Source organism: Janthinobacterium sp. FW305-129, from assembly GCF_020858115.1.
Classification (GTDB): domain Bacteria; phylum Pseudomonadota; class Gammaproteobacteria; order Burkholderiales; family Burkholderiaceae_D; genus Janthinobacterium.
Map to the genome: position 1 here is coordinate 374,776 of NZ_JACYMM010000003.1, position 24,564 is coordinate 399,339.

25 protein-coding genes and 1 pseudogene are annotated in these 24,564 nt (G+C 61.8%); 10 read left to right on the forward strand and 16 right to left on the reverse strand.

All coding sequences use genetic code 11. The annotated features are described in order from the left end of the window. Positions 1–98 precede the first annotated feature (98 nt). Entirely contained in the window at positions 99–992 is an 894-nt protein-coding gene (locus IGS61_RS08045) for an HTH-type transcriptional regulator ArgP (protein WP_230539106.1), read from the forward strand. 14 nt (positions 993–1,006) lie between these two features. Here the strand turns inward: IGS61_RS08045 and IGS61_RS08050 are convergent, their stop codons facing one another. The 4 genes from IGS61_RS08050 to IGS61_RS08065 are packed head-to-tail and all read right to left on the reverse strand — an operon-like array spanning position 1,007 to position 4,653. Next, the gene (locus tag IGS61_RS08050) at positions 1,007–1,879 is read right to left on the reverse strand and encodes an ABC transporter permease (protein WP_230539107.1); all 873 of its coding nucleotides are present in this window, start codon (positions 1,877–1,879) and stop codon (positions 1,007–1,009) included. Then, entirely contained in the window at positions 1,876–2,721 is an 846-nt protein-coding gene (locus IGS61_RS08055; RefSeq protein WP_230539108.1) for an ABC transporter ATP-binding protein, read from the reverse strand. Before IGS61_RS08055 ends, IGS61_RS08050 begins: the two co-directional genes overlap by 4 nt. A gap of 1 nt (position 2,722) precedes the next feature. Then, on the reverse strand, positions 2,723–3,736 hold the full coding sequence (locus IGS61_RS08060) for an ABC transporter substrate-binding protein (protein WP_442908039.1): 1,014 nt from the start codon (positions 3,734–3,736) through the stop codon (positions 2,723–2,725). Between the two features lie 32 nt (positions 3,737–3,768). After that, the gene (locus tag IGS61_RS08065; protein WP_230539109.1) at positions 3,769–4,653 is read right to left on the reverse strand and encodes a TauD/TfdA dioxygenase family protein; all 885 of its coding nucleotides are present in this window, start codon (positions 4,651–4,653) and stop codon (positions 3,769–3,771) included. A gap of 211 nt (positions 4,654–4,864) precedes the next feature. On the opposite strand from IGS61_RS08065, the gene IGS61_RS27835 reads away from it, so the two are divergent. After that, positions 4,865–5,350, forward strand: a complete 486-nt coding sequence (locus IGS61_RS27835; RefSeq protein WP_268993788.1) for a tetratricopeptide repeat protein — start codon at positions 4,865–4,867, stop codon at positions 5,348–5,350. Positions 5,351–5,368: 18 nt separating this feature from the next. Here the strand turns inward: IGS61_RS27835 and can are convergent, their stop codons facing one another. The 7 genes from can to IGS61_RS08105 form a co-directional block, all read right to left on the reverse strand. After that, positions 5,369–6,040: a carbonate dehydratase gene (gene can / locus IGS61_RS08075; RefSeq protein WP_131685712.1), complete on the reverse strand. Its 672-nt coding sequence runs from the start codon at positions 6,038–6,040 to the stop codon at positions 5,369–5,371. Between the two features lie 135 nt (positions 6,041–6,175). Next, positions 6,176–7,309: a molecular chaperone DnaJ gene (gene dnaJ / locus IGS61_RS08080; protein ID WP_086147258.1), complete on the reverse strand. Its 1,134-nt coding sequence runs from the start codon at positions 7,307–7,309 to the stop codon at positions 6,176–6,178. Positions 7,310–7,469: 160 nt separating this feature from the next. Further along, positions 7,470–9,413 (reverse strand): molecular chaperone DnaK, encoded by a 1,944-nt coding sequence (dnaK, locus tag IGS61_RS08085; RefSeq protein WP_070290878.1) that lies wholly within the window; start codon positions 9,411–9,413, stop codon positions 7,470–7,472. A 91-nt stretch (positions 9,414–9,504) separates the two neighbouring features. Continuing rightward, positions 9,505–10,041: a nucleotide exchange factor GrpE gene (gene grpE / locus IGS61_RS08090; protein WP_230539110.1), complete on the reverse strand. Its 537-nt coding sequence runs from the start codon at positions 10,039–10,041 to the stop codon at positions 9,505–9,507. A gap of 346 nt (positions 10,042–10,387) precedes the next feature. After that, entirely contained in the window at positions 10,388–11,497 is a 1,110-nt protein-coding gene (hemH, locus tag IGS61_RS08095) for a ferrochelatase (RefSeq protein WP_230539111.1), read from the reverse strand. 106 nt (positions 11,498–11,603) lie between these two features. After that, complete coding sequence (gene recN, locus IGS61_RS08100; protein WP_230539112.1) at positions 11,604–13,271, reverse strand: DNA repair protein RecN; 1,668 nt, start codon at positions 13,269–13,271, stop codon at positions 11,604–11,606. A gap of 48 nt (positions 13,272–13,319) precedes the next feature. Further along, on the reverse strand, positions 13,320–14,291 hold the full coding sequence (locus IGS61_RS08105) for an NAD kinase (protein WP_230539113.1): 972 nt from the start codon (positions 14,289–14,291) through the stop codon (positions 13,320–13,322). A gap of 256 nt (positions 14,292–14,547) precedes the next feature. Between IGS61_RS08105 and IGS61_RS08110 the strand changes: the two genes are divergently transcribed. The 4 genes and pseudogenes from IGS61_RS08110 (at position 14,548) to gloA (ending at position 17,252) form a co-directional block, all read left to right on the forward strand. Next, positions 14,548–14,814, forward strand: a complete 267-nt coding sequence (locus IGS61_RS08110) for a hypothetical protein (RefSeq protein ID WP_230539114.1) — start codon at positions 14,548–14,550, stop codon at positions 14,812–14,814. A 51-nt stretch (positions 14,815–14,865) separates the two neighbouring features. Next, a pseudogene (locus IGS61_RS08115) lies at positions 14,866–16,196 on the forward strand (PQQ-dependent sugar dehydrogenase). A gap of 101 nt (positions 16,197–16,297) precedes the next feature. Further along, a complete protein-coding gene (locus IGS61_RS08120) occupies positions 16,298–16,720 on the forward strand; it encodes an OsmC family protein (protein ID WP_230539115.1) in 423 nt (140 codons plus the stop codon). Positions 16,721–16,844: 124 nt separating this feature from the next. Then, the gene (gene gloA, locus IGS61_RS08125) at positions 16,845–17,252 is read left to right on the forward strand and encodes a lactoylglutathione lyase (RefSeq protein WP_230539116.1); all 408 of its coding nucleotides are present in this window, start codon (positions 16,845–16,847) and stop codon (positions 17,250–17,252) included. Positions 17,253–17,256: 4 nt separating this feature from the next. Here gloA and IGS61_RS08130 read toward each other — a convergent pair whose 3' ends face one another. After that, positions 17,257–18,171 carry a LysR substrate-binding domain-containing protein gene (locus IGS61_RS08130; RefSeq protein ID WP_230539117.1) on the reverse strand — a complete coding sequence of 305 codons (915 nt, stop codon included), beginning with the start codon at positions 18,169–18,171 and terminating at the stop codon, positions 17,257–17,259. Between the two features lie 84 nt (positions 18,172–18,255). Here IGS61_RS08130 and IGS61_RS08135 point away from each other — a divergent pair, with 84 nt between their 5' ends. Next, entirely contained in the window at positions 18,256–18,723 is a 468-nt protein-coding gene (locus tag IGS61_RS08135; RefSeq protein WP_230539118.1) for a DMT family transporter, read from the forward strand. Between the two features lie 69 nt (positions 18,724–18,792). Here the strand turns inward: IGS61_RS08135 and IGS61_RS08140 are convergent, their stop codons facing one another. The 4 genes from IGS61_RS08140 to IGS61_RS08155 all read right to left on the reverse strand — a co-directional run bounded on the left by IGS61_RS08140 (position 18,793) and on the right by IGS61_RS08155 (position 22,082). Further along, positions 18,793–20,133 (reverse strand): TolC family outer membrane protein, encoded by a 1,341-nt coding sequence (locus IGS61_RS08140; protein WP_230539119.1) that lies wholly within the window; start codon positions 20,131–20,133, stop codon positions 18,793–18,795. 141 nt (positions 20,134–20,274) lie between these two features. Then, a complete protein-coding gene (locus IGS61_RS08145) occupies positions 20,275–20,598 on the reverse strand; it encodes a rhodanese-like domain-containing protein (protein WP_219132534.1) in 324 nt (107 codons plus the stop codon). 13 nt (positions 20,599–20,611) lie between these two features. Beyond that, the gene (locus IGS61_RS08150; protein WP_215403331.1) at positions 20,612–21,262 is read right to left on the reverse strand and encodes a protein-L-isoaspartate O-methyltransferase family protein; all 651 of its coding nucleotides are present in this window, start codon (positions 21,260–21,262) and stop codon (positions 20,612–20,614) included. A gap of 169 nt (positions 21,263–21,431) precedes the next feature. Further along, complete coding sequence (locus IGS61_RS08155; RefSeq protein WP_230539120.1) at positions 21,432–22,082, reverse strand: TetR/AcrR family transcriptional regulator; 651 nt, start codon at positions 22,080–22,082, stop codon at positions 21,432–21,434. A 318-nt stretch (positions 22,083–22,400) separates the two neighbouring features. Between IGS61_RS08155 and IGS61_RS08160 the strand changes: the two genes are divergently transcribed. The 3 genes from IGS61_RS08160 (at position 22,401) to IGS61_RS08170 (ending at position 24,534) form a co-directional block, all read left to right on the forward strand. Then, the gene (locus IGS61_RS08160; RefSeq protein WP_230539121.1) at positions 22,401–23,270 is read left to right on the forward strand and encodes a head GIN domain-containing protein; all 870 of its coding nucleotides are present in this window, start codon (positions 22,401–22,403) and stop codon (positions 23,268–23,270) included. 71 nt (positions 23,271–23,341) lie between these two features. After that, positions 23,342–23,614, forward strand: a complete 273-nt coding sequence (locus IGS61_RS08165) for a YkgJ family cysteine cluster protein (protein ID WP_230539122.1) — start codon at positions 23,342–23,344, stop codon at positions 23,612–23,614. Between the two features lie 149 nt (positions 23,615–23,763). After that, positions 23,764–24,534 (forward strand): DeoR/GlpR family DNA-binding transcription regulator, encoded by a 771-nt coding sequence (locus IGS61_RS08170; RefSeq protein ID WP_230539123.1) that lies wholly within the window; start codon positions 23,764–23,766, stop codon positions 24,532–24,534. The last annotated feature ends 30 nt before the right edge of the window (positions 24,535–24,564 follow it).

Consider the following 24,564-nt stretch of genomic DNA (forward strand, 5'->3'; position numbering starts at 1 on the left):
GCGGCGCTCCATCAAAGAGACATTGTGCACTGCAACACACCCATCCTTATAAAAAGTAAGTATTATTTAGTATTGATAAATTTTTCTTATGTTAGGCAGTGGTCATGGATCTCAATCCCAAGCACACGGAAGCGTTCCGCGCCGTCGTCGAAACGGGCAGTTTCGAGCAGGCCGCGTTGCGGCTGCATCTGACGTCACCGGCCATTTCGCAGCGCGTGCGGGCGCTGGAAAGCCAGCTGGGCAATGCGCTGATCGTGCGCAGCCGTCCCGCGCGCGCCACGCGCATGGGCCAGCGCCTGATGCAGTATCTGAAGCGGGCCAAGCTGCTGGAAGCGGACTTGCAGGCGGAACTGGCGGTGCAGCAGGATGCCCCGCTGACCCTGGTGCTGGCGCTGAACGCGGACTCGATGGGCACCTGGTTCTTTCCCGCCCTGTCCGAGGTGTTGATACGCGAGCGCGTGCTGCTGGACCTGACCGTGGAAGACCAGGACCACACCTACACCTTGCTGGAGACGGGCATGGCCATCGGCTGCATCAGCACGGAAGCCAAAGCCATGCGCGGCTGCACGGCCGAGCCGCTGGGCGTGATGCGCTACTGGCTGGTGGCCACACAAGCGTTCCGCCAGCAGTGGTTCCCGCACGGCCTGACGCGCAAGGCGGCGCGCACGGCGCCCGTCGTCGCCTACACGCGCAAGGACACCCTGCAGTCATCGTTCCTGCAAGAGGCGCTGGGGCTGCCCGAAGGGGCCTACCCCTGCCATTACGTGCCGGGCGCCACCTCGCACTTCAACGCCATCCGCTACGGCCTCGGCTACGGCATGGTGCCGGAATTGCTGCTGAAGGCGAACACGGATGGCGAGCTGGTGGAAATGCTCACCCCCAAGACGCCGGCCGACGTGGCCCTGTACTGGCACACGTGGAAGGTGCAGTCGCCGCGCATGGAGCAGCTGTCGCGGCAAATCATCGCGGCGGCGCGCAAGATCCTGAAATAAGTATGGTGAGATAACTACCGCTGCATGCCCCAGCGTTTCAGGGTCACGCGCTCCAGGGTGCGAAAGCCGATGTTTTCCACGATTAAACCGATGACGATGACGGCCGCCAGGCCGGCAAACACCTTGTCCGTGTACAGCTCGTTACGGTTCTGGAAGATATACCAGCCCAGGCCGCCCTGCCCCGACGTGGTGCCAAATACCAGCTCGGCCGCGATCAGGGTGCGCCAGGCGAATGCCCAGCCTATCTTCAAACCCGAGACGATGGACGGCAAGGCGCCCGGCACGAGGATGTGCAGCACCAGGCGCAAGCCGCTCAAGCCATAATTGCGGCCCGCCATGCGCAGGGTCTCGGGCACGCCCTGGAAACCCGCATACGTGTTCAGGGCCAGCGGCCACATCACGGAATGGACGATGACAAAGATCAAACTCGCACGTCCCAGGCCAAACCACAGCAGGGCCAGCGGCAGCAGGGCAATCGCCGGCAAGGGATTCAACATGGCCGTCAGGGTTTCCAGCACGTCACGCCCGATGCGGCTCGACACGGCCAGCAAGGTCAGCACGAAGGCGGCCAGCACGCCCGCCGCATAGCCCTGCAGCAAGACGACGAGGGACGCGGCCGTGCGCGTCAGCAATTCACCGCTGGCGATGCCGCCGATAAACGCCTGCGCCGTCTGCAGAAAACCGGGCAACAATAAATCGTTGTGCGTCCAGCGCGCCGCGCCTTCCCACAGCAGGGCCAGGCTGAGCAAAATCAAGGCCTTGCGCCATAGCGCATGCTGGCTCCAGCGCTGCCAGCGCGACAGCGGCAGCTCGACGGCGACACCGGCCGGCGGCGGCGCCGCGTAGACGAATTCCTGGCGAATCGGTGGCTCCAGCAGCGCGTTCATACGGCCTCCCGGTGGACAGGCTCTGCTTGCTGAACGGGAACCACTTCCTCATCGAACAGCAAGCCGTGGATGCGGCTGCTGGCCGCCTGGAATTCCGCACTGCCCGCGCTGTGCAAGCCGAACTGATGACTGTTGAGTTCGGCGCGCACCCTGCCAGGGTGGGGCGACAGCAGCAGGATGCGGTTGCCCACGACCAGCGCTTCCTCGATCGAATGCGTGACGAAGACGAGGGTAAAACGCAGCTCTTCCCACAGGCGGCTCAGCTCTTCCTGCATCTTGCGCCGCGTCAAGGCGTCGAGGGCGGCAAACGGCTCGTCCATCAGCAGCACTTCCGGCTGCATGGCCAGGGCGCGGGCGATGGCCACCCGCTGCTTCATGCCGCCCGACAAAGTATGCGGATGAGCGTCTTCAAAGCCCGCCAGGCCCACCTTGGCGATCCAGTGATGGGCACGCTCGCGGGCCGCCTGCTTGTCCAGCCGCTTGCTGGCAAGCAAGGGGAACATGACGTTCTCCAGCACCGTTTTCCATGGCGGCAACTGGTCGAATTCCTGGAATACGACGACACGGTCCGGCCCCGGTTTCTGGATGGGCTGGCCCTGCATGGCGATGCTGCCCGCGCGCGGCGCGATGAAGCCGGCCACGGCTTTCAATAAGGATGACTTGCCGCAGCCGGATGGACCCAGCAGCACAAAACGGTCGCCGCGGAACACGTCGAAACTGACGTCGTGCGTGGCGCGCACGGTGCGCTGCTCCGTGCGGTATTCCAGGCTGACATGCTTGACGCTGAGTAATGGTTGTAGCGCAACCGGAGGACGTACCAGGTGAAAAGCGGGCGCGTTCATGTCAGCCTCCTTGCGTGATGGCAGGGTCGTCAAAGAAGTAGTCGCGCCAGTTGTCGGGCAGATTGCGGATGGCGTTCACGCGGTGCAGGAATTGTGCCAGGCCATAGGTATTTTGCGGCGCGATCTTGAATTGCACTTGCGGATTGGCAAAGATTTTCAGCAGCAGATTGCGGTCCACCTTGCTCTTGTTCACCTTGATGTAGATGTCGGCCGCTCCCTGCGGATTGCTGCTCGCATACTGCGCCGCTTCGGCCAGGGCGGCGATGAAGGCGCGGTACGTCTTCGGATTGTCCTTGCGGTACTTTTCCGTCGCATACAGCAGGGTCGATGAGCTGGGCCCGCCCTGCACGTCGTACGAGTTCAGGATGATGTGAGCGTTCGGGTTTTGCGCCAGCTCCTGCTCCTGGAACGGTGAATTGCCGAAGTGACCCGTCAACTCCGTGCCGCCGGCGATGATGGCCGCCGCCGCATCGGGGTGCGGCAAGGTTTGCGTGATCTTGTCGAGCCGCGCGAATTCCTTGTCGCCCCACTGTTTCGCCACGGCCATCTGCAATATCCTCGCCTGGACGGAAACAGAGACGGCAGGCAAGGCGATGCGGTCCTTGTCCGTCAAGTCGGCCAGGGTTTTCACCTTGGGATTGTTGCTGATCAAGTAGTAGGGAAAATTACCGAGCGAGGCCACGCCGCGCACGTTCTGCCGGCCTTTGGTGCGGTCCCAGATGGTCAGCAGCGGCCCCAGGCCGGCCCCCGCGATATCGATATTGCCCGACAACAAAGCGTCATTGATGGCGGGGCCGCCGGACAGGGTGATCCACTCGACTTTGACATCGACGCCCTGCTGCTTGCCATGCTTTTCGATCAGCTTTTGTTCCTGCGCAATATTGAGCAGCAAGAAGGTGATGCCATGCTGGCCCGCGATGCGGATCTGGCCTTCGGCCCGGGCCATGGGCATGGCCATGCACAGCACGACAATGGTGGCGAGCAGGCGGCGGGAAAAGGTCAAGATCGGCAACATGGACACTCCTTGGGTCAGATCAACAGTAGAAATCAGTACGGTGCATCGCCTTCGATGGTTGTACGGTAGAGTTTGCGGCGCTGCTCGGGCGGACAACCCGTCGCCAGATGCATCAGGGAACGGTTGTCCCAGAACACCAGGTCATGCGGCTGCCAGCGGTGCACGTACAGGTGTTCCGGGCGTACGCTGTGCGCAAACAGTTCGTCGAGCAGGGCGCGGCTTTCGTCCTCGGGCAAGCCGACGATGCGCGTGGTGAAATGTTCGCTGACGAACAGGGCGCGCCGTCCCGTTTCCGGATGCACGCGCACCACGGGGTGCGTCACGGGCGTGACTTCATCGATCTGCGCCTGCGTCAGCGCGGGCCGCCACGGGTTGCGGCGGCGCAACTCCTCATACTGGCTCAGATAGCTGTGCTCGGCGCGGGCGCCGCGCACGGCATGGCGCAGCGCGGCCGGCAAGCTTTCCCAGGCCAGGTGCATATTGGCAAACACGGTATCGCCGCCCTCGTCCGGCAATTCCTGCGCGTGCAGCATGGAACCGAGGCTGGGCACTTCCTTGTACGACAGGTCGGAGTGCCAGAAATGGCCCGCGTCACCCAGACCGATGGGCTGGCCATCTTCGACGATGTTCGAGATGATCAGCACCTCCGGCTGCGTGGGCAGCTGGAACTGGCGCAGCACGTGGATTTGCAGGGGGCCGAAGCGGCGGCTGAAATCGACTTGCTGCTGCGGCGTGATGCGCTGGTCGCGGAACACCAGCACGTGATGGTCGAGGTGGGCGTGGTGCAGGCGCTGGAAGTCGCCCAGCGACAGCGGCTGCGCCAGGTCCAGCCCCAGCACTTGCGCGCCCAGCGGCGCGTCGAACGTTTCGATACGGAAATGGCTGGTGGACTGCGCGGGTTTCAGGACGGCCGACATGGGAACTCGACTAGAGTCTGGGGAAGCCCACTGTATGCCTGCGCATCGATCCTGCAAACGAAGCATTTCTGCTATGGATATGCGCGGCGCGTTGCGCCACGCTGCAACAGGCACTGTCACGCAATGGCACAGCAGTAACGGCTTCGCCCGGGAATGGCCCTAGCACGAAACTTGCTTATATAACAATTTTCAACGCATAGACAGGAATGCCATGCCCACTCTCGCCCTCTTGCTTGCTCTGTTGCTCGCTGCGCCCTCCCATGCCCAGGATAGCCAGGATGAAGGCGATCTCAGCTACAAAGCCTATGTGCACAGCGACAAGCGCATCAAGTGTTTATATGGCTATGCGGCCGACAAGACGGGCGACCATGCGGCCGCCGTGGCCATCTTTGAAGATTGCATCCGGCGCTGGAACGATGTGTATTCGATGATTTGGCTGGCCCAGCTGTATGAAACGGGCATCGGCGTGCCGAAGGACCTGGCGCAGGCGACGGCGCTGATGCGGCGCGGGGCCCATACCAACGATGACGCCGCCTATGCGCGGCTGGCGCGCTATCACTATGGAGTAGCGCTGGCTGAAGGCCGGGGCACGCCCCGGGATATTCCCCAGGCAAAAACCTGGCTGCGCCAGGCGGCGCAGGAAGGCGTGCGGGAGGCGGCCGATTACCTGGGCCGCCTGGAAGGCGCCGCGCCCTAGGCGCTGCGCCGGCGTTGCCTACGCCGTTGCTTCGTAGCGGGCCAGGCGCGTTGCCATGCGCGGCGCCAGCTCGTGGCCCGCCGTGACGGTCACTTCCAGGTCGTTCAGCAAGCCATCCTTCAAGCCATAGACCCAGCCGTGGACGCTGAGTTCCTGGCCCCGTTCCCACGCATCTTGCACGATGGTGGTCTGGCACACGTTCAAGACTTGCTCGACCACATTCAGTTCGCACAGGCGGTCGCCGCGCTGGCGGCTCGTCAGCACGTCGCCCAGGTAGCGTTCGTGCTTCTGGCCCACGTCCTGGACGTGGCGCAGCCAGTTGTCGACCAGGCCGATGCGCGTGCCCGTCATGGCCGCATGCACGCCTTTGCAGCCGTAATGGCCGACGATGATGACATGTTTGACTTTCAGCACGTCCACGGCAAATTGCAGGACGGACAGGCAATTGAGGTCGGAATGCACGACCACATTGGCAATATTACGGTGCACAAACACGTCGCCAGGCGCCATGCCCAGCAGCTCGTTGGCGGGCACGCGGCTGTCGGAGCAGCCGATCCACAGGTATTCGGGCGAGGTCTGCGCTTCCAGGTTCTTGAAGAAGTTCGGGTCTTTCGCCACCATCGAGTCGGCCCAGCGGCGGTTACGCTGCAGCAGTTCCGCCAGGGCCAGGCCATTTTTCTGTTCGGTCATATCGCTCCCATTGTGTAATACGACTGAATTGACGGCAGATCGCGCCCATAGGCCGGCGATGTGCGCACATTTATCAGTCGCAGTGAAAAAAACGCCGGGATGTGTGAGCATCCCGGCGCATGGTATTACGTGTGCTTACTCAAAAAAATCCTTGACCTTGTCCTTCCAGGTCTTGCTTTGCGGACTGTGCTTGGCACCGCCCTCGGTGGTCGACTTTTCAAAGTCGCGCAGCAGGTCTTTCTGTTTTTCCGTCAGTTTCACAGGCGTTTCGATGGCCACGTGGCAGAACAGGTCGCCCGCGTAACCGGAGCGCACGCCCTTGATGCCCTTGCCTTTCAGGCGGAAGGTCTTGCCCGACTGGGTGCCTTCCGGAATCGTGAACGACACTTTGCCGTTCAGGGTCGGCACTTCGATTTCGCCACCCAGGGCCGCCTTGGCGAACGAGATCGGCATTTCGCAATGCAGGTCGTCACCTTCGCGCTGGAACACGGCGTGCGGCTTGATGTGGATTTCCACATACAGGTCGCCCGACGGGCCGCCATTCGTGCCCGGTTCGCCGTTGCCGGACGAACGGATACGCATGCCGTTGTCGATACCGACTGGAATCTTGACTTCCAGCGTCTTGTTGCGCTTGATGCGACCGGCGCCGCCGCACGGCGTGCAGGGGTCGGTGATGACCTTGCCGCTGCCATGGCATTTCGGGCAGGTTTGCTGGATGCTGAAGAAACCTTGCTGCATGCGCACCTGGCCGTGACCGCCGCAGGTACCGCAAGTGGTCGGCGACGTACCCGGCTTGGCGCCGCTGCCGTGGCAAGTGTCGCACTTGTCCCAGCTCGGCACGCGGATGGTCGTGTCGAAGCCGTGAGCAGCTTGCTCCAGTGTAATTTCCAGGTTGTAGCGCAAGTCGGCGCCACGGTACACCTGCGGCCCCGCATTGCGGCTGCGTCCACCGCCACCGCCAAAGATGTCGCCGAAGATATCGCCGAAGCTGTCGGCAAAGCCGCCAGCACCGCCGCCGAAGCCGCCACCGCCGCCCATGTTCGGGTCCACGCCGGCGTGACCGTAACGGTCATACGCATCGCGCTTTTCCGGATTGGTCAGCATCTCGTAAGCTTCTTTGACTTCCTTAAACTTTTCTTCCGATTCCTTGCTATCCGGATTGCGGTCCGGATGGTATTTCATCGCCAGTTTACGGTAAGACTTTTTGATCTCTTCTTCCGAAGCATTTTTTGCGACACCGAGTGTCTCGTAAAAATCACGCTTTGCCATGTTGTCGGCACCTTGCAGTCTATCTACTGATGTAAAAATTACACGAAAAAGCCGAGTCGAGTGCTGCACTGGGCAACGACTCGGCTCGGCCGGTCTTCGCGGCTAATCCCGCGATGTAGCGTTCAGCCCGGCTGCCCCCGGTGAAGGGGGCGCAAGACAATTACTTGCTGTCTTTGACTTCTTTGAAGTCAGCGTCAACAACGTCGTCTTGCTTGGCACCTGCGTCCGATGCGCCAGCAGCTTGCTGTGCACCTTCCGCGCCGCCGGCAGCTTGCTGCGCTTGCATGTCGGCATACATTTTTTCGCCCAGTTTCTGCGATGCGCTCGACAGTGCTTCCACCTTGGCGTCGATCTCAGCCTTGTCGCCCGCCTTGATGCTTGCTTCCAGGTCGGTGATCGCCGCTTCGATCTTCTCTTTCTCGCCCGCATCCAGCTTGTCGCCGTATTCGGTCAAGGATTTCCGGGTCGAGTGTACCAGAGCATCGGCCTGGTTGCGCGACTCGGCCAATTCTTTGACCTTTTTGTCTTCTTCCGCGTTCAACTCGGCGTCTTTGACCATCTTCTGGATTTCAGCCTCGGTCAAGCCGGAATTGGCCTTGATCGTGATCTTGTTTTCCTTGCCGGTGGCCTTGTCTTTCGCGCCGACGTGCAAGATGCCGTTGGCGTCGATGTCGAAGGTCACTTCGATCTGTGGCGTACCACGCGATGCTGGCGGGATGCCTTCCAGATTGAATTCGCCCAGACCCTTGTTGCCGGCGGCGATTTCGCGCTCACCCTGGAAGACCTTGATGGTCACCGCAGGCTGGTTGTCGTCGGCCGTCGAGAAGACCTGGCTGAACTTGGTCGGAATCGTCGTGTTTTTGTGGATCATCTTGGTCATCACGCCGCCCAGGGTTTCGATACCCAGGGACAGAGGAGTGACGTCCAGCAACAGCAAGTCTTTGCGTTCGCCCGACAGGACCGAACCTTGAATCGCTGCGCCCACGGCAACGGCTTCGTCCGGGTTCACGTCCTTGCGTGGATCCTTGCCGAAGAATTCCTTCACTTTTTCCTGCACCTTCGGCATACGGGTCATACCGCCGACCAGGATGATGTCATCGATGTCCGACACTTTCACGCCAGCATCTTTGATGGCGGTACGGCATGGTTCCATCGTCGCCGTGATCAGCTCTTCCACCAGCGATTCCAGCTTGGCGCGGGTCATCTTCAGGTTCAAGTGGACCGGTGCGCCGTTCGCCATGGCGATGTACGGCTCGTTGATCTCGGTTTGTTGCGACGACGACAACTCGATCTTCGCGCGCTCGGCCGAAGCCTTGATGCGCTGCAGGGCGATCGGATCTTTTTTCAGGTCGATGCCGTTGATCTTTTTGAACTCGTCGATGATGTAATCGATGACGCGCTGGTCGAAGTCTTCGCCGCCCAGGAAGGTGTCGCCGTTGGTCGACAGCACTTCAAATTGTTTCTCGCCATCAACATCTGCGATTTCGATGATCGACACGTCGAACGTACCGCCACCCAAGTCATACACGGCGATTTTACGGTCGCCTTTTTCGGTCTTGTCCAGGCCGAACGCCAGCGCTGCCGCGGTTGGCTCGTTGATGATGCGCTTGACGTCCAGACCAGCGATACGGCCGGCATCCTTGGTGGCTTGACGCTGCGAGTCGTTGAAGTACGCAGGCACGGTGATGACGGCTTCGGTGACTTCTTCACCGAGGTAGTCTTCTGCCGTTTTTTTCATCTTGCGCAGGACTTCAGCCGAAATTTGCGGCGGCGCCAGTTTTTTGTCGCGTACGCCGATCCATGCATCGCCGTTGTCGGCTTTCATGATTTGGTACGGCATCAGCGCGATGTCTTTTTGAACTTCTTTTTCGTCGAACTTGCGACCGATCAAACGCTTGACTGCGTACAGCGTGTTTTTCGGATTGGTCACGGCCTGGCGTTTCGCTGGCGCGCCGACGAGAATTTCGCCATCTTCTTGATAAGCAATAATCGACGGCGTCGTGCGTGCGCCTTCAGCGTTTTCGATTACCTTTGGTTGACCGTTTTCCATGATGGAAACGCAGGAATTCGTGGTTCCCAGATCGATACCGATAATTCTACCCATGATTTTTTTCCTTTTATTTGCTAGATTTCAGATGGTTCTTATATGTGGCAAAGCGGCATGGTTTCAAGGCTTGCTTGATGCCGCCCTCTGATTATTTTGCTTGCGCGGTCGTTACAATGGCTGGACGCAGCAGGCGGTCCGCAATCATATAGCCCTTTTGCAAGACTGATACGATGGTATTGGCTTCCTGCTCCGCTGGCACCACGGCAACAGCCTGGTGTTTCATCGGATCGAGCTTTTCACCTTGCACTGGCAACACTTCCACCAGGCGGTTGCGCTCGAACGCGGCGTTCAGTTGCTTCAGTGTCATCTCGACGCCTTCTTTCAGCGATTCGATGGTCGGTGCTTCCACCGTCAGCGCCGTTTCCAGGCTGTCTTTGACCGGCACCATGGCTTCGGCAAAGCTTTCCACTGCGAATTTATGCGCTTTAGCAACATCTTCCTGCGCGCGGCGGCGGATATTTTCGCCATCGGCCTTGGCACGCATGAAGGCATCGTGCATCTCTGCCAGACGCGCTTCGGTACTGGCCAGCTGCTCTTCCAAAGTAGGCTCTGCGGGAGTCGATGGCGCAGTCGTCGCGGCGTCCGCTTGCGGATTAGGTACAGCTTGGTTTTCCTGATCTTGCATCTAGAAAGCTCCTACAATCAATGACTTAAATGGGTTAGGCTATACATCTTTACAACACTAACCGGCAGATGGGGCTATATCCTACTGTTTCAAGGGGTATCGGCGCGAGCGCCAAGGTTTACGTCAGCTAATGTTACAGCTTATTACATTTCGTTTCCCATTTCGGGCCGCGAGCCGTGCGCGCCGTCTGATACAGCCGTCATCCCCAGCGAAGCCGGCATTCTACCAGTCCCGACCAAGCCATTGCCACTGACGGTGTTGCTATTTGGAAAACCTCGGTGGATGCGAAAAATGACAAAGCCGCGCAAGCGCGGCTTTACATGGTAGAAAAACATGCCTCTTGCTTCTAATTCGCTGCGCCCAGGGCCAGAGCCGCCGCGCGCGCCTGCTCGCCCGCTTTCTTGTCCGCCTCGCGCTGCGGCGCCGTCTTCATCGTCGGCCAGCCGATCATGTGTTGCTCGGCAATTTCCGCCATGCCGGCGATCCAGGCCGGCGTTTCGTTCAGGCAAGCAATGTAATGAAACTGCTGACCGCCGGACGTTTCGAAATCATGCTTGGCTTCCATGGCGATCTCTTCCAGGGTTTCCAGGCAATCGCTGGTAAAGCCCGGGCACAGCAAATCGACACGCTTGACGCCCTGTTGCGCCAGCGCCACCAGGGTCGGCGCCGTGTATGGCTGCAGCCATTCGGCCTTGCCAAAGCGCGACTGGAAAGTCACCACATATTGCTCTTTAGTTAATTTCAGTTTTTCCGCCAGCAATCGCGCCGTTTTCAGGCATTGGCAGTGATACGGATCGCCCAGCAGCAAGGTGCGCTTGGGCACGCCATGAAAACTCATCACCAGTTTTTCCGGACGGCCATGCGCTTCCCAGTGGTTCAGCACGGAATCGCGCAAGGCGTCGATATACGTGTCGTGCTCGTGATATTGCTTGATAAAACGCAATTCCGGCACATTGCGCACGGTGGCGTAATGGGCGAATACGGCGTCGTAGATGGAACCCGTCGTCGTCCCCGAATATTGCGGATAGGCCGGCAAAATGGCGATGCGCTCGCAGCCTTCGCTTTTCAGCCTGGCCAGCACGTCGGGCAAGGAAGGCGAACCGTAGCGCATGGCCATGGCCACCGTCACCCCGTCATGGCCCCGCTCGGCCAGGGCGCCAGCCAGCAATTTGGCCTGCTTTTGCGTATGTACTTTCAGGGGCGAGCCGTCGCGCGTCCAGATCGACGCGTATTTCTTGGCCGACTGGCCCGAACGGAAGGGCAAGATGATCAGGTTCAAGATGAACCACCAGACGATGCGGGGAATTTCCACCACGCGCGGATCCGACAGGAATTGTTTCAGATAGCGCCGCACGGCCGACGAGGTCGGCGCATCGGGCGTGCCCAGGTTGACCAGCACCACGGCGCTGCGGTCGATGCTGCCATGCGTGTACGGCGGTTCAGTTTGAAATGACATGAAGGCTCTTCAAAGGCGTTGGATGGATTAGCCGCCCATTATAGTTACATTGCGTCAACATCGGGAGTACTGCCAGACGATGGCAGCACGCCTGCCACATCCCAGGTCAAATCGCGAGCAATTCACGTGCATGCTTGCGCGTGGTGGCCGTGATTTCCAGGCCGCCCAGCATGCGCGCCACTTCTTCCACGCGGGCCTTGGCGTCGAGCATGTCGATGCGCGAGGCCGTCTTGCCGTTGTCCAGGGTACTTTTTGCCACCTGGAAATGCTGATTCGCCTGGCTCGCCACTTGCGGCAAGTGGGTCACGCACAGCACTTGCCGCCCTTGTCCCAGGCGTTTCAGCAAGCGCCCCACGACTTCGGCGACGGCGCCGCCGATGCCGCTGTCGACCTCGTCGAAGATCAGCGTGGGCGTGGTGGTGGCGTGCGAGGTGATGACGGAAATGGCCAGCGCGATGCGCGCCAGTTCGCCGCCAGACGCCACCTTGGCCAGCGAACGTGGCGCCGTGCCCGCGTGGCCGGCGACGAGGAATTCCACTTGCTCGAGGCCATGCGCGGCCGGTTCGCACGGGTGCAGCGCAATTTCAAAGCTGCCGCCCGTCATGCTCAGTTCCTGCATGGCGCGCGTGACGGCTTGCCCCAGTTCCAGGGCGGCGGCGCGGCGCGTGGCGGACAATCGCTCGGCGACGCCGCGGTACTCGGCCTCGATCTTCGCTTCCTGGCGCAGCAAACCTTCGATATCGGAAGCGTCGGCCAGGTGCTGCAGCTTTTCCGACAGTTTAGAATGTTCCTCAGGCAACTCTTCGGGCGTGACGCGGAATTTGCGGGCCGTGCTGTGCATGGCCTCCATGCGCGCGTCGAGCTGGTGCAGGCGCTCCGGGTCCAGTTCCACCCGGTCCAGGTAATTGTTCAACGCATACACGGATTCCTGCAGCTGGATGCGCGACGATTCGATCAGGTCGACGATCGGCTGCAATTCCGCATCGACGGACACCAGCTTGCCCAGCTTCTGGTTCAGGGCCGACAGTTGCGACACGATCGGATGATCTTCCTGTTCGGAAATGATCGCCAGGGCTTCCTGCGCCCCTTCGAGCAGGCTGGCCGCGTGCGACAGGCGGCTGTGCTCGTTCGTGATCTCCGTCCATTCGCCGGGCTTGGCGGCCAGTTTTTCCAGTTCTCCCACTTGCCATTCCAGCCGTTCGCGTTCATACAGCACGTTGGCGGCATTCGTTTCGAATTCCTCGCGCTGACGCACGAGTGCGCGCCAGCGCTTGTGCAGCGCCGCCACTTGGCGCGCATCCTGCTCCGCGCCCGCTTCGCGCGCCGTCGCCTGGCCGTCGAGCAAGGCGCGCTGCGCTTCGCTTTTCAGCAAGGACTGGTGCGCGTGCTGGCCGTGGATGTCGACCAGCATGTCGCCCAGTTCGCGCAGTTGCGCCGCCGTGGCGGGGATGCCGTTGATATACGCTTTCGAGCGGCCCGCATTGTCGATCACGCGGCGCAGCAGGGCGCCGCCATCGTCGTTGGCGAATTCATTGGCCACCAGCCAGGCCTGCGCCACCTCGCTGACGGAAAAATCGGCCGTGATGTCGGCCTTGGCCGCGCCTTCGCGCACCACGCTGGCGTCGCCGCGCCCGCCCAGCGCCAGGGTCAGCGCATCGATGAGGATGGACTTGCCGGCGCCCGTCTCGCCCGTCAGCACGCTGAAGCCGGCGGAAAATTCCAGTTCAATGGTATCGACAATGACAAAATCGCGAATGGACAGTGTATGGAGCATGGCTTCTGTGGTTAGGCGGCGCACCGCGGGTTGAGGTAGGGAAACTTATTAGCTGAGCTTGCCCTCGCCCGACGGGTACTCGTTCCAGTGCAGTTTTTCACGCAGGGTGTTGTAGTAGCTCCACCCTTCCGGATGCAGGAAGGTAATCGTGTGCGGCGAACGGCGGATGAGGATGCGGTCTTGCTGCACCAGGCTGGCAAAGGTCTGCATGTCGAAATTGACGCTGATATCGCGTCCGCGGACGATTTCCACGACGATCTGGCTGGAATCGGGCAAGACGATGGGGCGGTTCGACAGCGCGTGCGGGGCGATCGGCACGAGCACGATGCCGCCCAGGGTCGGGTGCAGCAAGGGGCCGCCGGCCGACAGCGAATATGCGGTCGAGCCCGTGGGCGTGGAAATGATCAAGCCATCCGACCGCTGGTTGTACATGAAGTGGCCGTCGACCTCGACACGCAATTCGGCCATGCCGGCGCCGCCGCCGCGCGAAACGACGACGTCGTTGACGGCCATGCCCACGTGGATCGATACGCCGTCGCGCAGCACGCTGCCTTCAAGCAAGGTACGGCGCTCGGCCTTGAAGCGCCCGCCGAGGATTTGCGCCAATACAGGCAGCATACGCTCAAGCGGAATATCCGTCATGAAACCCAGGCGCCCCTGATTGATACCGATCAAAGGGACGTCGAATGGCGCCAGCTGGCGCGCAATGCCGAGCATGGTGCCATCGCCGCCCATGACGATGGCGCAATCGGCGGCGGCGCCGATCTCGGCCGCCGACATGGCGCGCACGCCGGGAAACGCCAGGTTCAGGTGCGCAGCCGTCTCCGCCTCGAAGACCACCGTGTGGCCCAGCACTTGCAGGAAATCGACGATGCTTTTCACGGGTTCGGCAATGCCATCCGTATTCTGGCGCACGACCAGGGCGATGGTCTTGGCGCCCAGGTTGAAGCGCTCGCCCGGGGCTGGCAAGGTCGCGGCTGGCTGTTCGGCTCGCTGGTCGGCGTAGTTATCGACGGGCATAAAAATCTCGGTAGTGAATTCGGTGGCAAACCGCCCCTGGCTGTCGCATCGCACGCCGGCATCGCATGATACTGTATATATGCACAGTATAGTGCGACTGCCGTGTGCCCGCAAGGGGCGTTCCTGGTGTTGCACGCAGTGTAGCGCAGAAAAAGAATCGTCCATGCGTGCGCCAGCGCTCCGAACATGGACAAATCCGCTTGCAGGCGGCTTGCCGCGGCGGGACACTGCTTACACTTTACTGTCAGGAGGCCATATGGTTAGCCAGCATAGCGAACGCAAGATCAATACCGATGCAAAGGTCCAGAATGACGGCGTCGACCGCCTGCCGCATGAGCGCGACGAGTCGCCCGACGCGCAGAACGTGCGGCCGCGCAAGATCATGCAACAGGCGGCCAGCGACCTGGAACAAGGCCTGGTCGATACGGACCGCCACGCCCAGCCCGGCGCGGAAAAGGTCAAGCCGGCCGCGCCGCAGCAAGCCCGTCCCGACCCGCAACTGGAACCAAAGAAGGCGCGCTGACTCCAACTGTCACGCTCTGCGACTCGCATTGCTCATGTTCCGGAGTACGCCATGCATCGTTACGCCTGTTCGTTCCTGCTGGCCGCTGCCTGCGGCGCCCATCTCGCGCACGCCCAGGCGCCCGCCATGCCCGTGGGCTTCGTCCCGCAGCCCGTGCTGCCCGCGCCGGACAAGCAACTGATTCCCACAGTCAATGTTGCCCCCGTGCAGCGCTGGACGGCCGGGCAGCGCCCCGCTGTCGCGGCAGGCCTGGCCATCCATGCGTATGCGCGCGATCTCGACCATCCGCGCTGGCTATACGTCTTGCCGAATGGCGACGTGCTCGTGGCGGAAACGAATGCCCCGCCGAAACCGGACGACAGCAAGGGCATCAAGGGCGCCATCATGCAGATGCAAATGAAAAAAGCGGGCGCCGCCACGCCCAGCGCCAACCGCATCACCCTGCTGCGCGGCGTCGACGCGCATGGCGTGGCGCAGACGCGCATGGCGTGGCGCAGACGCGCAGCGTGTTCCTGCAGGGACTGAATTCGCCATTCGGCATGGCCCTGGTGGGTAACGAACTGTACATCGCCAATGCCGACGCCCTGCTGCGCTTTCCTTACGTCACCGGGCAAGCGGCCATCACGGCGCCGGGCACCAAGGTGATGGATTTACCGGGCGGGCCCATCAATCATCACTGGACCAAGAACGTCATCGCCAGCCCCGACGGTAAATTTCTCTATGTTGCCGTCGGTTCCAACAGCAATGTGGGCGAAAACGGCATGGCAGCCGAAGATGGCCGCGCCGCCATCTGGCAAGTCACGCGCGCCACGGGCAAGGCGCGCGTGTATGCGACGGGCTTGCGCAATCCCGTCGGCCTGGCCTGGCAGCCCAGGACGGGCGCCCTGTGGACGACCGTCAATGAGCGCGACGAGCTGGGCAACGACCTGGTGCCCGACTACATGACCTCCGTCAAGGAAGGTGCCTTCTATGGCTGGCCCTACAGTTATTTTGGCCAGCACGTTGATGCGCGGATCCAGCCACCCCGTCCCGAACTGGTCGCCACGGCTGTTGCGCCCGATTATGCGCTCGGCGCGCACACGGCCTCGCTGGGACTGGCGTTTTATGACGCCACCCTGCTGCCCGAACGCTACCAGGGCGGCGCCTTCATCGGCCAGCACGGCTCGTGGAACCGCAAGCCTTTCAGCGGCTATAAAGTCCTGTATGTGCCCTTCGCCAATGGCGTGCCCAGCGGATCGCCGCAGGACGTCATCGCCGGTTTCCTCGACAGCAATGGCAAGGCGCAGGGGCGCCCCGTGGGCGTGGCCGTCGACAAGGCGGGCGCGCTGCTGGTGGCGGACGACGTGGGCAATGTCATCTGGCGCGTGACGCCGGCGCCGTGAGCGTATTGACGCCGCGCATGCGCCCCCTGTGTGGCGCAACGAACGGAAGCGCAAGGGTGGGGCGCGCATGATGGACCTTCGAACCACGCAAGGAGTACATCATGAAAAAAACAGGATCAGCCGTCTGGAGTGGCGGCCTCAAAGATGGCAAAGGATTCATTTCCACCGAAAGCGGCGCGCTCGACAATGTGGCGTACGGCTTCAACACGCGCTTCGAAGACGGTCCCGGCAGCAACCCGGAAGAACTGATCGGCGCGGCCCATGCGGCCTGCTTCACCATGGCCCTGTCGGGCCAGCTGGGCGAGGCGGGCTTGCGCGCCACGGCCCTGAAAACCACGGCCGAGGTCAGCCTGGAAAAGATCGATGGCAGCTATGCCATCACGGCCGTCCACCTGACCCTGGTGGCCACCATTCCCGGCGCCACCGACGCAGCGTTCCAGGATGCGGCCCTGCGCGCCAAGCTCGGCTGCCCCGTATCGAAGCTGCTGGCCACGGAAATCACGCTGGATGCCCATCTGGAGTAAATCCGGAGGCATTGACGTCACCGCCCGCTGCTGTCCTGCACCGGGGCAGCCAGGGCGGTCTCGGCAAGAAAGCCGTAAAACGCATAAAATCCTGCCATTCCCCTATTCAGATCAAGGATTTACGATGCGTATTTTGCACACCATGTTACGGGTCGGCGACCTGCAGCGCTCCATCGATTTTTACACGAACGTCCTGGGCATGAAATTGCTGCGCACCAGCGACAACCCGGAATACCAGTACACGCTGGCCTTCGTCGGCTACGGTTCGAACCCCGACCACGCGGAACTGGAACTGACGTATAACTATGGCACCACCAGCTACGAGCTGGGCACGGCATACGGCCACATCGCCATCTCGGCCGACGATATCGTCTCCGCGTGCGATGCGGCACGCGCGAATGGCGGCAACGTCACGCGCGAACCGGGCCCAGTCAAGGGCGGCAACACGGTGATCGCCTTCATCACCGACCCGGATGGCTACAAGATCGAATTGATCGAGCGCAAGTTCGACGGCCAGGGCGGCGGCCTGTAATACCTCAGCCTGGCTCGGCGGCCCTGGCAATGGCCGCGCGCAGCCAGGCGATGCCCGCATCGCCGTCCGTGCGGCGGTGCCGTATCATTTCAAACGCAAACGGCGCGATGGCGAACGGCGCAGAATGCTGCGCCAGCCCCTGCGCCGCGCTCCCCTGCACGCCGCGCCGCGCCACCGTCAATATCAGATCCGTCCCCATCAATACTTCCGGCGCGACCGTCCAGTACGGCACGCGCACGGCAATGCGGCGCGCCTGTCCCAGCTGCGCCAGCGCCGCATCGACTTCAGCCGCCATACCGTCTTCGCCGGATGCCACCAGCACGTGCGGGCGCGCCAGATAGGTGTCCAAACTCAACATTTCACCGGCCGCCAGGCTGGCCGGATCGAGCGCGCACACGAAGGTTTCCTCGAATAAAGTTTCTCTGTGTAACTGTTCAGGCAGTTGCGGGAACACGCCCAGCGCCAGGTCGATGTCGCCATCCTGCACGCCAGCGATCACGGCCGGGCGGCTGGCATAGCTGACGGCCAGGTCGATGCCCGGTGCTTCCACGCGCAAACGCCGCAGCAAACGGGGCAAGATCAGCGCCGCGCCGTAATCCGACATGGCCAAGCGAAACACGCGCTGCGCCGTGGCCGCCTCGAAGACGGCGCCGCCCAGCACGGAGCGCACGCTTTGCAAGGCTTCGGCCAGCGGCCGCGCCAATTCCAGGGCGCGCGCCGTGGGCTGGAAACCGCCCTTGCCGCGCAGCAGCAACGGATCGTCGAGCAGATGGCGCAAGCGCGCCAGCGCATGGCTGACGGCGGGCTGGCTCATGTGCAAGCGCTCGGCCGCGCGCGACAAATGGCGCTCGCTGAGCAGCGCATCGAGGATCACCAGCAAGTTCAAATCGACGGCCCGCAGATTATTCGTTTGGTGCATAGTTGGATGACAAACTACGAATTGGATTTAATCATGACAGCATAATACGATGACGCCATCAACTCAACACGCAGGGAGTCATACATGAACGGATGGATCACCTTGTTTGCCCCGCTGGCCATGCTGGCCGGCGCCGTCGTCCCCTTCCAGGCGGGCGCAAATGCCGCGCTGGGCCGCAACCTGGGCCACCCGCTGTGGGCGACCCTCGCCTCGCTGGCCGTCAGCGCCGCGCTCGCTTCACTGGTGATGCTGGCCTGGAGAATCCCGGCGCCCGATCTCCACCTCGCCGTGCGCGGGCCGGGCTGGTCCTGGCTCGGCGGCGCGGCCGGCGTGTTTTATATTACGGCCGCGCTGATGCTGGCGCCGCGCATGGGCTCCGGCCCCTTCATGGCGGCCGTCATCGGCGGGCAGATGCTGGCCGCGCTGGCCATCGACCGCTACGGCTTGCTGGGCTTTGCCGTGAAGCACATTTCTCCGCTGCACTGGGCGGGTGCGGGACTGGTGGTGGCAGGCGTGGTCTTGACACAAGTGGCCAACAGCCGCGCCGTGTGACAACAACGCCAGACGAAAAAAAACCAGCGCCGTTGCCGGGGCTGGTTTTCATGTAGAGCAAGAGCGCGCTTACTTGACAAGCAAGGCGTTGACGGGCATCAAATCCGTTTCCTTCAGCGTGCCGGCGGCCGCCTTCAGGCGCAAGCCGTTCATGATGGTGTCGTAGCGGGCTTTCGACAGGTCTTTTTGCGTCGAGAACAATTGTTTCTGTGCATTCAGCACGTCGATATTGATGCGCACGCCCACCTGGTAACCGAGCTGGTTCGACTCCAGCGCCGATTTGCTCGACACTTCCGCCGCTTCCAGCGCCTTGACCTGGGCCAGGCCGCTGTTAACGCCCAGGAATGCCTGGCGCGCGCCTTGCGATGCCGTGCGGCGTGCCGTTTCCAGGTCGTTGCGGGCCTTGTTTTCCAGCGCGATCGATTCGCGCACCTTGCTGGTGACGGCAAAGCCGCTGAAGATCGGGATGCTCCACTGCACGCCAATGGCATTATTGTTATTCCCGTTGCCATTGCCGCCACCGGACGTGTAGCTATGGCCCGTGTTGGCGATCAGGTCCAGGGTCGGGTAGTGGCCGGCGCGGTTGCGGCCGATGTCGCGCTTGGCCGATTCCACGTTGAACTGGGCCGTGACGACGCCGTAGTTCTGCTCTTCGGCGGACGACACCCACGGCTCGACGGCAGCCGGTTCCGGCGCGCTGATGACGACGCCCGCGCGCATCGGCGCCAGGGTGGTCGGCGCTTCGCCGATAATGGTTTGCAGCGCGCTGCGCTTGTTGGCCAGGTCATTGATGGCGGCAAATTCCTGCGCCACCACCAGGTCGTAGGCCGCTTGCGCTTCGTGCGTGTCGGTAATCGTTTGCGTGCCGACTTCAAAATTGCGCTTGGCCGATGCCAGCTGCTCCGTCGTGGCGACCTTTTGCGCCTGCGTGGCGCCCAGATTGTCCTGCGCACTGAGCACGTCGAAATACGCCTGCGCCACGCGCGTGATCAGGTCTTGCTGAACTTGCGCAAATTGCGCTTCCGCAATCGCCTGCGCCAGCTTGCTTTGCTGATAGGTTTCCCAGCGATCCCAGCGGAACAGCGGCTGCGCCAGGGTCAGGTTGTAGCTGTTCGTGCGCACGTTGACGGACGGCGAGGTGATCTTGTTGCCGCCATTGTTCTGGATAATCTGTTCCTGATTGCCACGCGTATTGCTGCCCGACGCGGAGATTTGCGGCAGCAAGCCTGCCAGCCCTTGCGGAACCCGCTCCATCCCGGCCGACAGGGCCGCGCGCGCGCTGGCGTACTGCGCGTCATTGGCCAGCGCCTGCTGGTACACCTGGATGAGATCGGCCGCCTGCGCTTGCAGCGAGCATGTCATCGAGACAAAGGCGCTGGTCATCAGCACGGCGATTAGGGGTTTCCGCATTGCATTTCTCCGTTGGAGTCGTCAAAAGTTGATGGAATCAAAAATCTGCTACCGCTTGCCTTGCGCCCGCCGGGTGAGCGGGGTACAGGCCTCCGCAGGCATGCAGAAAAACATGCCTGGGTGCATCTACTGCAACATAACTTAGTATTTAGGCATCGCGCTGTCGACTTGCAGCGCCCAGGCATGCACGCCGCCCGTCAAATTACTGATCTTGCCAAAACCATTGCGCTCCAGGAAGGCCGCCACTTGCATGCTGCGCATGCCGTGATGGCAGATGCAGACGATCTCGGCATCTTCATCGAGGTCATCGATGCGCGCAGGAATCGAGTTCATCTGCATCAAGGTGGCACCGTCGAGGTGGCACAGGTCGAACTCCCACTGTTCCCGCACGTCCAGCAAAACAGGACGGGGGCGGGAAGGGTCAGCCAGCCAGGCGGCCAGCTGCGGTGCACTCAAATGCTCCATCGAATCGGTCGCCTCAGAACTGGAAATGCGACGGTGCCACGGCTTGCAGCGGCGTGACATTCGTTTCAAACAGCTTGCGCGTGTCGTAGGCCTTGTCCGAGCTGCGCGTGATCAGGTGCGCCGACATGATCGGCGCTTCGCCGATGATGGCCAGGATGCGGCCGCCGACTTTGACTTGTTGCAACAGCGCTTCCGGCAACACGGCCAGGGCACCGGACACGACGATCACGTCGTACGGTGCGCCCTTGCTCCAGCCCTGGGCGCCGTCACCCAGTTCCACGGTCACGTTGGTCACGCCGTTGGCGGCCAGGTTCTGCTCGGCCAGGGTTTTCAATTGGGGAACGATTTCCACGCTCGTCACATGACGCGCCTTGTGCGCCAGCAAGGCGGCCATGTAACCGCTGCCGGTACCGATTTCCAGCACATTTTCATGCTTCTTGACGGCTACATCTTGCAAAATGCGCGCTTCCAGCTTTGGCGTGAACATGCATTCGCCGCCGCCCAGTGGAATTTCCGTATCGACGAAGGCCAGATTTTTATAGGCCGCAGGTACGAAATCCTCACGCTTAACCACGTTCAACAGCTCCAGCACGTCGATATCCAGTACGTCCCATGGACGGATCTGCTGTTCGATCATATTGAAGCGGGCTTGTTCGATATTCATCTTTGGACTCGGTAAGTGAAGTAATAATCCGCCATTTTATCGTTGAACTGGCTGAAAGCACATGTTAACCATAAAGGCGGGGAATGGAGGAAATTTGCGACGATCTGCAGATTTGGGGGGGCGAACCTTGGAAAAGGGGCAACTGAACGGTGGAAGCAGGTCCAGCGGATCAGCTTTTCCCGGGTGCCTCCACCTGCAGGCTGCGCAAGCTCATGTCGATAAAGGCATCCATATAGGCAAGCGGATCGATATTCTTGACCTCGCATGGCAGGAAAGAGTGTGTCCACATCATCAGCATGGTGACGGGCGCGCTGAGGATGGTGCTGACCAGCACGGGATCGACCTGGCGGAATTCGCCGCGCTGCATGCCCCGTTCCAGCAGGGTGGCGATCAGCGCATTGCCGCGCGCGACCACCTCTTCGTTGTAAAACTGCGCCAGTTCCGGGAAATTGTTCGCTTCGGCCAGCATCAGCTTGGTCAAACCGGCCAGCTTGGTGGCGCCGAATTCTTCCCACCATTGCATCATCATGCTGCGCAGCAAGTCGGCGCTGGTGCTGTCCGAGGCGGCCATGCTGTCTTCCGCCTCGCCGATCGATTGCACGATATTGTCGCGCACCACGGCCTTGAACAGCTCTTGTTTATTCTCAAAGTACAGGTACAGGGTGCCTTTCGACACGCCGGCCCGTTTGGCCACATCCTCCAGGCGCGTCGATGCGAAACCCCGTTCGACAAACAGGTCGAGGGCGGCGGCGAGCAATTCCTGCGGGCGGGCATCCTTGCGCCGCTCCCAGCGGGGCTTGGTATCAATCGGGGCTTGCATGTATCTTTCCAAGTAACTTACTTTTGAGTCATTAATAGTAGCCCTGTCTATCGGCAAGGTCAAGCGCGGGGCACCGCCCGGCACGCCGAACACGGGTATTGTACGCTCCGTGCCGGCGTTGGCGACACCTCCACTGCCGCCGGACCTGTCGCGCCGGGTGAAGCAGAATGCGTTTCAGCCCCCGTTTTGCGCAGTTCATCGCATTTCCCCTCAGCTAGCGTGTCGGATTTGCTACCTTGCCATCGACAGCACGGCAGCCGCGGGGCGGCAGCCGGCTTTTTTCTTGTTCCGAACTAAAACAATCATAAAGGAAACACCATGCGTACCCTGCTGGCCCTGTGCTGCGCCCTTGCCCTCGGCGGTTGCGCCATCGTCATCAACCCCAACGATGGCGAAGTGCGCTATGCCGACTCGGGTGGCAATACCATCCAGGGCAACGAACAAGTGAGTCGCGACGCGCGCCAGGTCAGCAACATCGACACGCTCGACATCGACAGCATGAAGCGCATCGATCTGAAAATCGACGTGCGCGTGGGGCCGGCAACATCGCTGGTGATCGAGGCGGACAGCAACCTGCAGCCGCGCATCCATAGCGAAGTGAGCGGCAATACCCTGCGCATCTGGAGCGATACGAACATTCGCAGCAGCAATGGTATCCACGTCATCTATACGACGCCGCAATTGAGGAAAATCAACATTTCCGGCTCGGGCCGCCTGGTGGCCAGCGGCTTCAATGGCGAGGATTTCAGCCTGGAGCAGCGCGGTTCGATGAAGAGCGAACTGTCGGGCACGGTGGGACGCCTCGACGTGGCCAACAATGGCTCGGGCAGCATCAACGCGGCGGCCCTCAGCAGCGGCAACACGGACGCGGTGCAGAACGGTTCGGGCAACATCCAGCTGGGCAGCGTGCGGGGCGAACGCATCAACGTGGCCGTCAACGGCTCGGGCAGCATCAGCGCCAGCGGCGCCGTGCAGCGCCTCGACGCCAACGTGAATGGCTCGGGCGACATCAACCTGGCCGCCCTGCGCAGCGATGTTGCCTATCTGGCGAGCAACGGTTCCGGCGACATCGACGTCACCGTCCAGAATGAAGTCAACGCCCGCGCCAGCGGTTCCGGCCGCATCACCGTGCATGGCGACCCGGCCCGCCGCACCCTGTCGGGCAAGCGCGTCAGCATCGTGCGTTAAACACCGCCCTGGCGAGACACGGGGGCCGGCTTGCTATACTGTCGGCTCCTCACCCGCTCGTCTGAAATCCCATGTCATCATCTGCCACCCTGGCATGCCGTCCATCCTGCGGCGCCTGCTGCACCGCACCGTCCATCACCAGCCCGATTCCCGGCATGCCTGATGGCAAGCCTGCGGGCGTGCGCTGCATCCAGCTGGCCGACGACAACCGCTGCAATATCTTTGGCCAGCCGGAGCGGCCCGCGTTTTGCGGCGGCTTGCAGCCATCCGAGGATATGTGCGGCAGCAGCCGCGAACATGCGGTGCACTGGCTGGCGGAGCTGGAACGGCTGACGGCCCCCTGAGCGGCTTGGCGGCGCGCACCGCCCCAGAATCAGTATTCCTGATGACCATCCATGGCCACGCATAAGGCTGCGGCTGACAGATAACTGTTGACCACGTTTGCACGTTTGCGTATATTCATGCACATTCCTGCACGTTTTAATTAAAACCTATGTCCGCCACCCTGCTTCTCAAACAACGCCACGCACTGATCCAGCAACAATTGCAAGCCGACGGCAGGGTCCTGGCGCTGGACCTGGCGCGCCAGCTCGATGTTTCCGAAGACACGATACGGCGCGATTTGCGCGAGATGGCGGCGGCCGGCCTGTGCCAGCGCGTGTATGGCGGTGCCCTGCCGCTGGCGCCCGACGGCGGTACCTTGACGCAACGCAAACAGGAAGCGCCGGAACGCAAGGCGCGCCTGGCGCAGGCCGCCGTGTCGCTCGTTCGCACGGGTCAGGTACTGTTTCTTGATGCGGGCTCGACCAATCTGGCCATCGCCTGCGCCTTGCCGGAGTTGGCGCTCACCGTCATCACCAACGCCCCATCCATTGCCATGGCCCTGATGGAACGTCCCGAAATCGAGCTGATCATGGCCGGCGGCAGGGTCGACCGCCGCGCCGGCGCCAGCCTGGGTCCGCAGGCGCTGCGCACGGTCGAGCGCATGCATCCCGACCTGTGCTTCCTCGGTGCCTGCGGCGCCGATGCGGACGCGGGCGTGACGGCGTTCAATTACGACGAGGCCGAGTTCAAGCGCAGCATCGCCGGCGCCAGCAAGGCCGTCGTCGTGGCCGTCACCAGCGACAAGCTGGGCACTGCCGCACCGTTCGGCGTGCTGGCGACTGGATTGCTGCAGCATCTGGTGCTGGAAGCCGATGCCGACGCTGCCCACATCGCCGCCTTTGAACGGCTAGGTGTGCAAGTGCTGCGCGCCCGCGCCTGATTTTATCCACCCCGATTCTTGAAAAGCTTC

What these genes read in the sequence shown, in the direction of transcription:
- IGS61_RS08060 (WP_442908039.1), bottom strand. Translation starts at nt 3,736, where the DNA reads ATGTTGCCGATCTTGACCTTTTCCCGCCGCCTGCTCGCCACCATTGTC.
- IGS61_RS08130 (WP_230539117.1), bottom strand. Translation starts at nt 18,171, where the DNA reads ATGCACCAAACGAATAATCTGCGGGCCGTCGATTTGAACTTGCTGGTG.
- gloA (WP_230539116.1), top strand. Translation starts at nt 16,845, where the DNA reads ATGCGTATTTTGCACACCATGTTACGGGTCGGCGACCTGCAGCGCTCC.
- IGS61_RS08145 (WP_219132534.1), bottom strand. Translation starts at nt 20,598, where the DNA reads ATGGAGCATTTGAGTGCACCGCAGCTGGCCGCCTGGCTGGCTGACCCT.
- can (WP_131685712.1), bottom strand. Translation starts at nt 6,040, where the DNA reads ATGACCGAACAGAAAAATGGCCTGGCCCTGGCGGAACTGCTGCAGCGT.
- IGS61_RS08055 (WP_230539108.1), bottom strand. Translation starts at nt 2,721, where the DNA reads ATGAACGCGCCCGCTTTTCACCTGGTACGTCCTCCGGTTGCGCTACAA.
- IGS61_RS08065 (WP_230539109.1), bottom strand. Translation starts at nt 4,653, where the DNA reads ATGTCGGCCGTCCTGAAACCCGCGCAGTCCACCAGCCATTTCCGTATC.
- IGS61_RS08165 (WP_230539122.1), top strand. Translation starts at nt 23,342, where the DNA reads ATGTCATCATCTGCCACCCTGGCATGCCGTCCATCCTGCGGCGCCTGC.
- IGS61_RS08135 (WP_230539118.1), top strand. Translation starts at nt 18,256, where the DNA reads ATGAACGGATGGATCACCTTGTTTGCCCCGCTGGCCATGCTGGCCGGC.
- IGS61_RS08050 (WP_230539107.1), bottom strand. Translation starts at nt 1,879, where the DNA reads ATGAACGCGCTGCTGGAGCCACCGATTCGCCAGGAATTCGTCTACGCG.
- dnaK (WP_070290878.1), bottom strand. Translation starts at nt 9,413, where the DNA reads ATGGGTAGAATTATCGGTATCGATCTGGGAACCACGAATTCCTGCGTT.
- dnaJ (WP_086147258.1), bottom strand. Translation starts at nt 7,309, where the DNA reads ATGGCAAAGCGTGATTTTTACGAGACACTCGGTGTCGCAAAAAATGCT.
- grpE (WP_230539110.1), bottom strand. Translation starts at nt 10,041, where the DNA reads ATGCAAGATCAGGAAAACCAAGCTGTACCTAATCCGCAAGCGGACGCC.
- IGS61_RS08150 (WP_215403331.1), bottom strand. Translation starts at nt 21,262, where the DNA reads ATGAATATCGAACAAGCCCGCTTCAATATGATCGAACAGCAGATCCGT.
- IGS61_RS08170 (WP_230539123.1), top strand. Translation starts at nt 23,764, where the DNA reads ATGTCCGCCACCCTGCTTCTCAAACAACGCCACGCACTGATCCAGCAA.
- IGS61_RS08110 (WP_230539114.1), top strand. Translation starts at nt 14,548, where the DNA reads ATGGTTAGCCAGCATAGCGAACGCAAGATCAATACCGATGCAAAGGTC.
- IGS61_RS08155 (WP_230539120.1), bottom strand. Translation starts at nt 22,082, where the DNA reads ATGCAAGCCCCGATTGATACCAAGCCCCGCTGGGAGCGGCGCAAGGAT.
- IGS61_RS08105 (WP_230539113.1), bottom strand. Translation starts at nt 14,291, where the DNA reads ATGCCCGTCGATAACTACGCCGACCAGCGAGCCGAACAGCCAGCCGCG.
- IGS61_RS27835 (WP_268993788.1), top strand. Translation starts at nt 4,865, where the DNA reads ATGCCCACTCTCGCCCTCTTGCTTGCTCTGTTGCTCGCTGCGCCCTCC.
- hemH (WP_230539111.1), bottom strand. Translation starts at nt 11,497, where the DNA reads ATGTCATTTCAAACTGAACCGCCGTACACGCATGGCAGCATCGACCGC.
- IGS61_RS08140 (WP_230539119.1), bottom strand. Translation starts at nt 20,133, where the DNA reads ATGCGGAAACCCCTAATCGCCGTGCTGATGACCAGCGCCTTTGTCTCG.
- recN (WP_230539112.1), bottom strand. Translation starts at nt 13,271, where the DNA reads ATGCTCCATACACTGTCCATTCGCGATTTTGTCATTGTCGATACCATT.
- IGS61_RS08160 (WP_230539121.1), top strand. Translation starts at nt 22,401, where the DNA reads ATGCGTACCCTGCTGGCCCTGTGCTGCGCCCTTGCCCTCGGCGGTTGC.
- IGS61_RS08120 (WP_230539115.1), top strand. Translation starts at nt 16,298, where the DNA reads ATGAAAAAAACAGGATCAGCCGTCTGGAGTGGCGGCCTCAAAGATGGC.